At 74.5% G+C, this 11,196-nt stretch carries 13 protein-coding genes; 2 read left to right on the forward strand and 11 right to left on the reverse strand.

The window, feature by feature from the left end; translation table 11 throughout:
* Positions 1–517: 517 nt before the first annotated feature.
* The 4 genes from ACTHMF_RS04665 to ACTHMF_RS04680 are packed head-to-tail and all read right to left on the reverse strand — an operon-like array spanning position 518 to position 3,932.
* Positions 518–1,549 carry an SDR family oxidoreductase gene (locus tag ACTHMF_RS04665; RefSeq protein WP_440316492.1) on the reverse strand — a complete coding sequence of 344 codons (1,032 nt, stop codon included), beginning with the start codon at positions 1,547–1,549 and terminating at the stop codon, positions 518–520.
* Positions 1,550–1,598: 49 nt separating this feature from the next.
* Positions 1,599–2,267: a response regulator transcription factor gene (locus ACTHMF_RS04670; protein WP_440316493.1), complete on the reverse strand. Its 669-nt coding sequence runs from the start codon at positions 2,265–2,267 to the stop codon at positions 1,599–1,601.
* On the reverse strand, positions 2,264–3,406 hold the full coding sequence (locus ACTHMF_RS04675) for a sensor histidine kinase (RefSeq protein ID WP_440316494.1): 1,143 nt from the start codon (positions 3,404–3,406) through the stop codon (positions 2,264–2,266). The genes ACTHMF_RS04670 and ACTHMF_RS04675 overlap by 4 nt, the downstream gene beginning before the upstream one ends.
* A 7-nt stretch (positions 3,407–3,413) precedes the next feature.
* Complete coding sequence (locus ACTHMF_RS04680; RefSeq protein WP_440316495.1) at positions 3,414–3,932, reverse strand: hypothetical protein; 519 nt, start codon at positions 3,930–3,932, stop codon at positions 3,414–3,416.
* A 135-nt stretch (positions 3,933–4,067) separates the two neighbouring features.
* Between ACTHMF_RS04680 and ACTHMF_RS04685 the strand changes: the two genes are divergently transcribed.
* A complete protein-coding gene (locus ACTHMF_RS04685; RefSeq protein WP_440316496.1) occupies positions 4,068–4,946 on the forward strand; it encodes a spermidine synthase in 879 nt (292 codons plus the stop codon).
* A 16-nt stretch (positions 4,947–4,962) separates the two neighbouring features.
* Here ACTHMF_RS04685 and ACTHMF_RS04690 read toward each other — a convergent pair whose 3' ends face one another.
* From ACTHMF_RS04690 to ACTHMF_RS04705, 4 genes are read right to left on the reverse strand one after another with little or no spacing between them, the layout of a single operon-like run.
* Positions 4,963–5,886, reverse strand: coding sequence for a biotin-dependent carboxyltransferase family protein (locus ACTHMF_RS04690; protein WP_440316497.1), 924 nt, complete (start codon positions 5,884–5,886; stop codon positions 4,963–4,965).
* Positions 5,883–6,500, reverse strand: coding sequence for a 5-oxoprolinase subunit PxpB (gene pxpB, locus ACTHMF_RS04695; RefSeq protein ID WP_440316498.1), 618 nt, complete (start codon positions 6,498–6,500; stop codon positions 5,883–5,885). Before pxpB ends, ACTHMF_RS04690 begins: the two co-directional genes overlap by 4 nt.
* Positions 6,497–7,285: a LamB/YcsF family protein gene (locus ACTHMF_RS04700; RefSeq protein ID WP_440316499.1), complete on the reverse strand. Its 789-nt coding sequence runs from the start codon at positions 7,283–7,285 to the stop codon at positions 6,497–6,499. Before ACTHMF_RS04700 ends, pxpB begins: the two co-directional genes overlap by 4 nt.
* A 40-nt stretch (positions 7,286–7,325) precedes the next feature.
* Positions 7,326–7,943, reverse strand: coding sequence for a CGNR zinc finger domain-containing protein (locus ACTHMF_RS04705; RefSeq protein WP_440316500.1), 618 nt, complete (start codon positions 7,941–7,943; stop codon positions 7,326–7,328).
* Between the two features lie 70 nt (positions 7,944–8,013).
* On the opposite strand from ACTHMF_RS04705, the gene ACTHMF_RS04710 reads away from it, so the two are divergent.
* A complete protein-coding gene (locus ACTHMF_RS04710) occupies positions 8,014–8,622 on the forward strand; it encodes a GNAT family N-acetyltransferase (protein WP_314149675.1) in 609 nt (202 codons plus the stop codon).
* Between the two features lie 69 nt (positions 8,623–8,691).
* On the opposite strand, the gene ACTHMF_RS04715 is transcribed toward ACTHMF_RS04710, so the two are convergent.
* From ACTHMF_RS04715 to ACTHMF_RS04725, 3 genes are all read right to left on the reverse strand, one after another.
* Positions 8,692–9,198, reverse strand: coding sequence for a SprT-like domain-containing protein (locus ACTHMF_RS04715; protein WP_314149674.1), 507 nt, complete (start codon positions 9,196–9,198; stop codon positions 8,692–8,694).
* An 88-nt stretch (positions 9,199–9,286) separates the two neighbouring features.
* Entirely contained in the window at positions 9,287–9,679 is a 393-nt protein-coding gene (locus ACTHMF_RS04720) for a hypothetical protein (protein ID WP_440316501.1), read from the reverse strand.
* A 237-nt stretch (positions 9,680–9,916) separates the two neighbouring features.
* Entirely contained in the window at positions 9,917–11,083 is a 1,167-nt protein-coding gene (locus ACTHMF_RS04725; protein WP_440316502.1) for a PQQ-dependent sugar dehydrogenase, read from the reverse strand.
* Positions 11,084–11,196 lie beyond the last annotated feature (113 nt).

Here is an 11,196-nt window from a genome sequence, read left to right on the forward strand (position 1 = left end):
CCGACCAGCCAGTCGAAGCTCTCGGTCTGCAGAGCGAGCAGATCGGGAACGGTGAGGGTGTCCGTGATCTTTGCGAACGAGAGACGAGATGCGGCTCGTCCGTTCTTGGGTGTCTTGTCGGTGTTGGTTGCGTTGCGCGCAGCAGCCAAGGAAATAACCTCCGTGGGCCCCGTCGGGCCAGTTACTGTCGGTGGTGAGTAGTTTCGTGGACGAGTACTCCCAGGCGCATCGCTCACGCCGTATCTGACCCGGTGATCCGGGCCCAGGCGCGCGCGGGGAAAGTCAGAGCCGACCGCAATATGAAGGCAGATGTGTGGACTGGGAGCGCAAAGAACAACTATATGTCAAATGGACGCGCCGTGTCCAGTCTTTTCTTGACCCGGGGCGCATTCTCGGTGTATAACCCCGCGCGCACTCCCCGTATTCCGCCGTCCCTTCCCCGGTCGAGTGGCAGGTTGTTGTCGCTTTCCGCCCGGGCTGGCGACAACGACCTGCCTCTCGGCGGAGGGTGGGGCGGTCAGCGGAGGCGCGGCGGGAGGGTGTCCACGGTGGCGAGGACGGCCTCCTCGCGCGAGCGGGGATCCCAGCCGAGCTGAGCGATCGCCTTTGCCGAGGTGGCGTTCCTGCGGACGCCGATCTCCGGCAGCGACCCGCGCACCCGGCGGCTGAACGGGGCGGCCGCCCGCAGCATCCAGTCGGGCATCAGCCTGGTGCTGACGCGGGAGCCCGCCGCCTCGCCGAGGTGGCCGCGGATCAGCAGCGCGACCTCCCTGGCGCTCATCGCGTCGCCCGCCGTCGCGATGAAGCGCTGCCCTGCCGCCTCCGGCCTCGTCATCGCGAGCAGGTGCAGCACGGCGACGTCGCGGACGTCGACGACGCCGAACCACACGTCGGGGAGGCGCGGCAGCCGTCCCTCCTTGACCAGCTTCACGAGTTCGACGGAGCTGGAGTAGTCCGGGCCGAGCACGGGGCCGAGCACGCCGACCGGGTTGACCGTCGCCAGCTGCATCCCGCTGCCCTCGGAGCGGGCGAAGTCCCACACAGCGCGCTCGGCGAGCGTCTTCGAGCGGGCGTACGGCGTGACGGGGCGGCCGCTGTCCAGGTCGGTCCAGTCCTCCTCGGTGAAGGGCCGGTCGGTCGGCGCGTGGCCGTAGCCGATCGCCGCGAACGACGAGGTCTGCACCACGCGCTCGACGCCGGCGTCCCTGGCCGCGCGGAGCACGCGCAGGGCGCCGTCCCTGGCCGGGCGGATCAGCTCGTCCGGGTCCTTCGGCTGCACGGAGGGGAACGGGGAGGCGACGTGCAGCACGTACCGGCAGCCGGCGACGGCGTCCGCCCAGCCGTCGTCGGAGGTCAGGTCGGCGACCGCGAAGGTGAGCCGGTCGCCCGCGTCCTCCAAGCCGCCCGCCGCCAGCTGCGCACGCACGTCGGCGGCGCGGGCCGGTGTACGGATCGTCGTCCGCACGTCGTAGCCCGCCGTCAGCAGCGCCAGCACGCAGTGCGCGCCGATGAAGCCGGAACCACCTGTCACGAGCACACGATCCGTCATGCGGCCATCCTGCGCCGGATCCGGCCCGCAGGCGACCCCACGACGCCGATCAGCTGCGGACGAGCGCGATCGCCTGCGCCCGGTCACGGACGGCAAGCTTGGCGAAGATGGCGTTGATGTGCGTCTTCACCGTGGCCACGCTGACATAGAGAGAGGACGCGATCTCGCCGTTGCTCAGGCCCTCCGCGACCAGCGCGAGCACCTCGGCCTCGCGCCGGGTGAGCCCGGGGAAGCGCGCGATCAGGGACGCGGCGGCGTCCGGGGCGGCCGCAGGCGCGGCGGCCGTCAGGCTCCCGACGATCCTCGCGCCCACCTCCGGTGCGAAGGTGGACTGGCCGCGCGCCACCGCGCGCACGGCCGCGGCGAGCTCTGCCCGGCCCGCATCCTTGGTCAGGTAGCCGCGGGCGCCGGCCCGGAGCGCGCCGAGGATGGACTCGTCGTCGGCGTACGTCGTCAGCACCAGCACCGCCGTCTCCGGCGCCTCCGCCGCGACCCGGGCCGTCGCGGCGACCCCGTCCAGGACCGGCATCCGCAGGTCCATCAGCAGCACGTCGGGATGCGCGGACACGGCGAGCGCGACCGCCTCCGCGCCGTCCGCCGCGGCCCCCACCACCTCGACGTCCGGGAGCAGCCCGAGCACCGTCACCAGCCCGTCGCGGATGATCGCCTGGTCGTCGGCGCCGACCACCCGGATCGCCGGCTCCGCCTCGGCACTCACGCGAGCCTCGCCTCTGCCGTCACGGTGAAGTCGCCGCCGACGACCCCCGCCGTCGCGGAGCCGCCGAGCGGCAGCGCGGCGAACCGCTCGCGCATCCCCTCGATCCCGTGACCGCCGCCGCTGGCCGCGAGGGCGGCGTGCGGGGCGTCGCCGAGCGGGGTCGAGACGGTGAGCAGCACCCGCTCATCCTGCCACTGAAGGCGGGCGCGCACCGGCCGCCCCGGCGCGTGCTTGCGGGCGTTGCTCAGGGCCTCCTGCAGCGCGCGCTGCAGGGCCGTCGCCTGCGCGGCCGTGAGCGTGCGGGGCCGACCGGAGACGGCGAGCGCCGCCTCGCCCCCGAGCGAGCGGTGCGCGGAGACGAGGTCGTCGATGGCCGCGCGGAAGGCGGCCGGTTCGACGGCCGCGCCGCCGTCGGCCGGCTCGCGGAGCGCGGCGACCGCCCTGCGCGCCTCGGACAGCCCGCCGGCGGCGAGGCCCCTGGCGGCGACGACGCGCTCGCGCGCGGCGCCGGTGTCCCCCGCCTCCAGGAGGGCGTCCACCGCGTCCAGCTGGATGACGAGGCCGCCCAGGCTGTGCGCGAGCACGTCGTGCAGGTCGCGGGCGATCGCGATCCGCGCCGCCTCCTCGCGGATCGCCGCCTCCCGCTCGCGAAGCTGCGCCGCCTGCGCCTCCGTCCGCCGGAACTGGCGGCGGCTGAGCCCGGCGAACCCGGCGAGCAGGATGCCGCCCATCTCACCGAGCAGGGCGGGGACCGACGTCCCGAACGGGAGGGCGCCGAGCGGGACCAGCGCGAGGCAGACCGCGACGACGGCGGCGGCCGCCCACAGCGGGAACGCGATGTCGCCCATCAGGATCAGCACAGCGACCGCCGCGGGGACGATCGCGATCCCGTCGGTGGGGGCGGCGGTCAGCGCCCCGGCGACGGCGGCGACCAGCGCGAGCGCGAGTCCCGCCGTGCGCCATCCCGCCCTCGCGCACACCCCGCGCAGCGCCCAGGCCGCGACCGCGACGAGCGAGACGACGAGCACCCACACCGGGCGATGCTCGGTGTGGGTGCTCACCAGGGACCAGGCGACGACGACGGCGCCGACGATGTTCAGCGCGAGGGCGAGCCTGCCCGGCCGGTTCAGAGGATCCACGACACCATCATGCGGCGAGCGTGGCGTGCCGATCGAGACGCGCCGCGAACACGGCGGTGCGGGCGACCCGGTTGGCGGCGAGCACGAGCAGGATGATGCCGGTCGCCTCGGCCAGGTGCGAGCCGGCCATGCCTGCCGAGACGTCCATCAGCACGCGGACGGCGAGCACCACGACCCAGAGCACGAGGCCGAGCACGCCGGTGCGCGACTCGTAGACGGCGACGTAGCGCGCGTCCTTGCCCAGCTGCACGGGCGCGGCCAGCGGCCGGAAGTGCGCGATGGCGCCCATCCACGCGCCCACCGCGAGCGAGATCACCAGCTCGGCGACGACGACGACCAGGTCGAGCGGCGTGAGCGACGACGGCTTCACCTGCTGCACGAGCAGCACGACGCCGACGACGGCGGCGATCGCGGGGAACCGCCACATCTTGGCGATGGACACCGGCCGCCACGTCATCTGCCGGTAGCCGATCCAGCCGATCACCAGAACGATGAGGACGGCGTTGCCGAGCGTCTGAACGGACATTTCGAACCTCCCGCGGGCCGGTCCCTCCGACCCGCAGCATCCAGCGTCGTCGCGCAGCCGGGCCGCCGGGACCATCCGCGGGTGGAGAGGCGGGTGGAGATCGGGTGGGACCGGCCTGCGACTAGGCTGGCGTCCGTGCCGCCCACCCCCTCGAACGTCCCCTCCGTCGTCCTCTCCGAGAGCGGCTACACGGCGTCGATCGAACCGGACCGCTTCGTGCCGGGCGCGTACCAGCTGATCGTGGACGGCACCCCGCAGTCGCACGTCAACCTGGACGACCCGTCCCAGCTGTTCTTCGAGTACGTGCAGCGGATGGGCAACGTGATCGACCTGATCGGCGAGCCGGGCGAGCCCATCACCGCCGTGCACCTGGGGGCGGGAGCGCTGACGCTCCCCCGCTACATCGCGTACACGCGGCCGGGCTCGCGGCAGCAGGTGGTCGAGCTGGAGAGCAGGCTGGTCGACCTGGTGCGCGAGGAGCTCCCGCTGCCGCGCTATGCGCAGATCCGCATCCGGCACGGCGACGCCCGCGAGGTCGTCGGCAAGCTGCCCGGCGGGCTGCGCGGCGCCGTGGACCTGCTGGTGATCGACATCTTCAGCGGGTCGAGGACGCCGGCGCACGTGACCAGTGTCGAGTTCTACCGGTCGGCGGTGTCGCTGCTGAAGCCGGACGGCATCGTCCTCGTGAACGTGGCGGACGGGCCGCCGCTCGCATTCGCGCGCAGCCAGGTGTCGACGCTCGGCGCCGTGGTCGATAATGTGGCGGCGCTCGCGGAGACGCAGGTGCTCAAGGGCCGGCGGTTCGGCAACGTCGTGCTCGTCGGCTCCAATTCGCCGCTTCCGCTGGAGTGGCTGCCCCGGCTGCTCGCGAGCGGGCCGCATCCTGCCAAGGCCGTGGCCGGCGCCGAGCTGCGCACGTTCGCGGCGGGCGCTCCGATCGTGACGGACGCGACGAGTGTGCCGTCTCCCCCGCCCGCGCGCAGCATCTTCCAGACCGGCACCCGCAGGGACTGACCGGGCCGGGCCGCGGTCACGCGTGCCGGAAGAGCACGGCGTCCCCGGGTCGCAGTTGCGCGAAGCGGTCCAGGTCGGCGTCCGCGACGACGGCGATGACCGGGTAGCCGCCGGTCACCGGGTGGTCGGCGAGCAGCACCGTCGGCCGGCCGTCCGGCGACACCTGCACCGACCCGGCCACCATCGGCTCGCTGGGGAGCTCGCGGGTCGCGGCGCGCTCCAGCAGCAGCGCGGGATGCGGGTCGACGCCGGCGGCGTGCGCCGGGATGCGCGGAGGGTCGAGCCGCAGTCCGATGCGGTCCGCCTGCGCGCTCACCCGCCACGGGACGGTGAAGAAGGCGTCGAGCGCCGCGCCGGTGAACCAGTCCGCGCGCGGTCCGCGGTGGGCGCGCACCTCGGCCGGCCCGTCGTCGGCGGCGGGGACGGGCAGGAAGTCGAGCGCAGGGACGGGCGCGGACGGCGCCGGCCCGATCGCGAGCACGTCGCCCGCGGCGACCGGTGCCGGGCCGAGACCGGAGAGGGTGTCGCGCGAGCGCGAGCCGAGCACCGCCGGCACGTCGATGCCGCCGCGCACGGCGAGCACCCGGCGCGCGCCGGTGACCGCGGGACCGACCGTGAGCGTCCGCCCGGGCTCGGCGCGCACGGCCGTGAACGCGTCCACCGGCCGGCCGTCGAGCAGCACGGCGCCCGGCGCTCCGGTCACGGCGAACCAGACGGCGTCCGCTCCCTCCAGCCGCGCCTCGAAGCCGCCGAAGAGCAGTTCGAGACCGGCGAGGGACTCGTCGTTGCCGACCAGCCGGTTCGCGAGCCGCAGTGCGCCGCGGTCGAGCGCCCCGGAGGCGCCGACCCCGACTGCGGCGAGCCCCGGCCGGCCGAGGTCCTCGATGAGGGCGATCGGACCCGGCTGGACGACGCGCAGGCGCGTCGCCACGGCGCTCACCGCTCCTCCTCGAAGCGCACGGCGGCGCCCGGCCTCAGCAGCGCCGGCGGGTCGGCCTGCGCATCCCACAGCACGGCGTCGGTGCGGCCGATCAGCTGCCAGCCGCCGGGGCTGGACCGCGGATAGATGCCGCTGAACTCGCCGGCCAGCCCCACGGAGCCCGCTGGCACGCGGGTGCGCGGCGTCGCCCGGCGCGGCACGCGCAACCGGTCGTGGTCGGTGACCAGGTAGGAGAACCCTGGCGCGAAGCCGCCGAACGCGACCCGCCAGAGCGACCCGGCGTGCAGCGCGACGACCTCGCGCGGCGTCGTCCCCAGCAGCGCGGCCACCTCGGCCAGGTCCTCGCCGTCGTAGTGCACAGGGATGCTGACGACCTCGCCCGTCGATGCCGCCGCCGGCGCCGGCTCCGCACGCTCCAGCCAGCCGTGCGCGGCGCTCAGCGGCAGCACGCGCGGGTCGATCGCGACGCCGATGGTGCGGGCGGCGGGAACCAGGTCGAGCACCCCGGGCGGACGGGTGTCCGCGAGCGTCCGGTAGAGCGCGAGCACCGCGTCCAGGTCGTCGAGCTCCACCAGCAGGGCGCGGTCCCCGGAGGGCAGGATGCGCCTGATCACGCGAACGCCTCCACGCGCAGCCCCTCCGCGTCCAGCCGGCGGCGGACGGCCTCCGCCATCGCGACGGCTCCCGGGGTGTCGCCGTGCACGCACAGCGAGTCGACGGCCACCGCGATGTCGCTGCCGTCGGCCGCGCGCACGCGGCCTTCGGCGACCATCCGCACGGCACGCTCGGCGATCGCGTCCGGGTCGGACAGGACGGCGCCGGGCTCGCCGCGCGGGACCAGCGTGCCGTCCGGCCGGTAGCCGCGGTCGACGAAGGCCTCGCGCACGAAGCGCAGGCCGGCCGACCGGGCCGCCCGCTCGACGGCGGACTCCGCCAGCCCGAGGATGGCGAGGCCGGGATCGAAGGCGGCGACCGCCTCCACGACAGCGCCGGCCTGGGCCGCGTCGACAACGATCCGGTTGTAGAGGGCGCCGTGCGGCTTCACGTAGCGGACAGTCGTGCCGGCCGCGCGCGCGATGCCGACCAGGGTGCCGAGCTGGTCGAGCACCTCGTCGCGCAGCTCGGCGGCCGGCATCTCCATCGCGCGGCGGCCGAAGCCGGCCAGATCGCGGTAGGAAACGTGGGCGCCGACGCGCACGCCGTTCTCCGCCGCGGTGCGGCAGGTGCCGAACATCGTGGACGGGTCGCCGGCATGGAAGCCGCAGGCGACGTTGGCGCTCGTGACGAGCCGGAGCATGGCGGCGTCGTCGCCCATCCGCAGTGCGCCCACGGACTCGCCCATCCGCAGTGCGCCCACGGACTCGCCGAGGTCGCTGTTCAGGTCGACGGAACGCTCCATGCCCCCATTCTGCCGCGCGGTCCGCGTCCTCGGTGGAGCGCTACGCGCCCTTCGCGGCGGCGCGGGCGCGGTGCGCGCGGACCTTGGCGCGGTTGCCGCAGCGCTGCATCGAGCACCAGCGCCGGGTGCCGCTGCGCGAGGTGTCCAGGTACACCAGCCGGCAGTCCTCGGCGGAGCACTCACGGATGCGGCCGTCCACCTCCGGCCCGAACAGCCGGACGGCGTCCCTGGCGATGCTGCCGAGCGCCTGGTGCGGGCGCGCGTTGGCGCGGCCGGCCTGGCGGGCGCCGCCGGCGAGGACGGGCGGGATGTCCGGCGTCGCCGCGAACAGGTTGACGATGTCGATGTCGTCCGGCGAGAGCGTGTCGCCGTCGCTGGCCTGCCTGGCGAGCCGGCCGATGGCGGAGCGCAGGGTCACGGCGTCGCGGAACTCGCGGTCGCCCGCCGTCGCGGCGACCTCGGGGAAGCGCTCCACGAGCCACGCGTTCAGCTGGTCGGCGTCGCGCACCGTATGCAGCTCCACCCGCTCGGGCTCGTCGAGGCCGCCGGTGTACGCGAAGTCGAGGGAGAGGGCGCCGGAGTCGAACCACCAGCGCTGGCCGTCGCCCGAGTCCATCCACTGGCCGGAGCTGCGGGGGAGGATGGCGTCTGTCGGCATGGCGCCGTCCAGACTACCGGACACCGGCTGGGCCCCGGCCGGGCCCCGGCCGGGCTGCCATACTGAGCGGATGAACGCCGTCCGACCCGCTCCCGATGCCGTGCTCGAGGGCGCGACCGTGCGCCTGCGCGCCCTCACCAGGGACGACCTGCCCGACCTCTTCGACGCGATCGGGCACCCCGAGGTCTTCGCCGGCGGCTGGGGAGGCGGTCCGGCCGCCTACCGCGACACGTACGACGAGTGGCACGCGTTCATCCAGCGCTACCTCGCCTGGGACGCCGGCAACGTGACCGCCGTCCTGCTGCGCGACGGCGACCGCCTGGTCGGCACGACGACGCTCGGGGACTTCGACCTGGTCAACGCAGCGGCGCACATCGGCTGGACCGCGTACGCGCCGGAGGTCTGGGGCACCCGGGTCAACGCCGAGACCAAGCGGCTGCTGCTCGGCGCGGCCTTCGACAACGGCTTCGAGCGCGTGAAGCTGCAGGCGGACGTGCTCAACGAGCGCTCGCGCGCGGCCATCCTGCGCCTCGGCGCGCGCTTCGAGGGGGTGCTCCGGCACACGCAGCAGCGCGCGGACGGCAGCTGGCGCGACACCGCGGTCTACTCCATCCTGCGCGAGGAGTGGCCGGCCGTCCGCGACGCGCTGGACGCGCGCCTCGCACCCTCCGCCGCCTGACGGAACATTTGTGCCAAATAGTCGCTTGGCGCGCTTCGCAGCCAGGATTTGGCACAAATGTGAGGAAGACTACTGCTCGGCCTCGCGGGCCGCGGCCGCCGCGAGGCGGCGCTGAGCGGGCGAGACCTCGCGGTGCACCCAGGCGATGAGGTTCGCCGAGTCGAAGCGCCTGCTGCACGCGCCGCACGCGAGGGCGCGCGCCGGCTTGCGGTAGCGGTAGTGGGTGTGGCCGTTCGGGCAGGTGCCGACCCACGGTGCCAGGTCGTCGGCGATGGCGCCGCCGTGCAGCCGCTTGCCCTCGTAGCCGAGGTCGAGCGCGATCGCGCGCCAGCGCGGCCCGTGGCCGGCGCGGGAGCCGGCGAGCGCGTGCGCGACCTCGTGCAGCAGGATCTGATGGATGTCGTCGTCCTCGTAGCGCGCGGCCAGGTAGCGCGAGACGGTGATGCGCTTTGCGGTGTAGTTGCAGAGCCCCGCCCGGGTCTTGGCGTTGTCGAAGTCGAAGGACCAGACCGCCGGATCCAGGTGCAGCGCGATCAGGGCGTCCGCCCAGCGCCGCACGCGGTCGAGCTCGGCCATCAGCGTGCATCCCCTGGTCGACTCATGCCAGGCATCCTACGCGGCGCCGGGGACGTCTTCCAGCATCCGGCGGCCGTTCGCGCAGCGCTCAGGCGTCGCCGTCGCGCGGGGCGGAGGCCGCTCCCCCGCTCGCCTCGGCGAGCCGCTGCACGACCGCGACGGCCGTCAGCGCGCCCTCGATCTCGGCCGGGGACGCACCCAGCTTCTCGCGCAGGAACACCGCGGCCTTCATGTCGGCCAGCGCGTTCTCGTAGTCCTGCATGTCGAAGTAGACCTTGCCCCTGGTCTGCACGGCGAACGCCTCCAGCGGCGTCCACTCCCTGCCGCGGGCCTCGTCGACGCACGAGGTGAGCTCGACGATCGCCTCGTCCACCTTGCCCTGGTACTGCAGCACCTGCGCACGGCGGACGCGGGCGCCGATCAGCTGCTCCCTGTCGCCGGTGAACCTGGCCTGGCGGACGGCCTCGTTCCCGACCTCCATCGCCTCGTCCAGCCGGCCGACCAGCCGCAGCAGGACGGTCTTCTCGTTCAGGGCGCTCAGGCTGCGCAGACTGCCGAGCTCGTCCAGCCGATCGCCCGCGGCGCGCAGATCGACGCGCTCGCGCAGAGTGGTCGGATCGTATCCGAGGATGATGCTCAGGGTCTTCTCCCGTGTCGTGCCGCTCCCACCAGACTAACCCGACAAGCGCACGCCATCCGGTCCACCGCGCCGACCGGGTCAGCCGGGGGTGCGGGTGTCCTGCGCGGGGACGAGCGGAGCCTCGATCAGCCGGTCGTCGTCCGGACCGGGATCGCCGCGGCCATCGGTGTTGTTGGTCAGTAGCCAGAGCCGGTCGCCGCGACTCACCACGTCGCGCAGCCGGCCGAACGCGTCGACGAAGAACGGCCGCACGGTGACCGGGGCGGCGCCGCCGGTCGACCACGCCGTCCAGAGCCGCTGGCCGCGGAGGGCGGCGAGGAAGACGGTGTCGCCCACCACGGCCAGGCCGCTCGGGCTCGCTTCGTCGGTCGGCCACTGCGCGACGGGGTCGCGGTACGCGGGGTCCTTCGCGATGCCCTCCGCCTCCGGCCAGCCGTAGTTCGCGCCGGGCTCGATGATGTTCAGCTCGTCCCAGGTGTCCTGGCCGAACTCGCTCGCCCACATCGTGCCGTGCGAGTCCCAGCCGATGCCCTGCGGGTTGCGGTGGCCGTAGCTCCACACCGGCGAGCCGGGAAAGGGGTTGTCCGCCGGGACCTTCCCCTCCGGCGTGACGCGGAGGATCTTGCCGCCGAGCGACGCGAGGTCCTGCGCGTTCGATCGCTCGGAGGCGTCGCCCGCGGTGATGTAGAGCATCCCGTCCGGGCCGAACGCGATCCGGCCGCCGTCGTGGTTGGACGCGCGCGGGATGCCGGTCAGCACCGGCTCGGGAGCCCCGAGTGCGTAGCTGCCTGGCACGCCGGTCAGGCTCATCCGCACCACGCGGTTGTCGTCGGCGGTCGTCTCGTAGGCGTAGAGGAGGCTCGGAGAGGAGCCGGCCGGCACGGCGAGCCCCAGCAGGCCGCCCTCGCCGGTGTGCTCGACGCCGGGGACCGTTCCGGCCTCGCGCGTGCCGCCCTGCGGAAGACGCTCCAGCACCCTGCCGTCGTCGCGCAGGCTGATCAGCGCGGAGCCGCTGGGCAGCGGGACGACGGACCAGGGCGCGTCCAGCCCGGTCTCCAGGACCGTTGTCTGCCCGCTCGGCTGCCACGGGATGGCCGCGACGACCGGCGAGGTGGCCGTGGGACGCGGCACCGGCACCGCCGTGGCGGTCGGGGTCCTGGTCGGGGTGGGGGCCGGCGCGCTGCAGCCGGCGAGCGCGAGCGCCGCGGCGACGGCGAGCGCTGCGGCGGGACGGGACACGGACACCGCACCACCTCCCCGGACGACGGACGGGTGGGGGGGCAATCTCGAACCCCCCCCCCCCCCGCGGCGGGGCGCGGGCGCCGGCGCGCCGGCGGCGGGTCCGGCCCCGCGGCGGC

The organism is Leifsonia sp. (assembly GCF_051955155.1).
Taxonomy (GTDB): Bacteria; Actinomycetota; Actinomycetes; order Actinomycetales; family Microbacteriaceae; genus Leifsonia.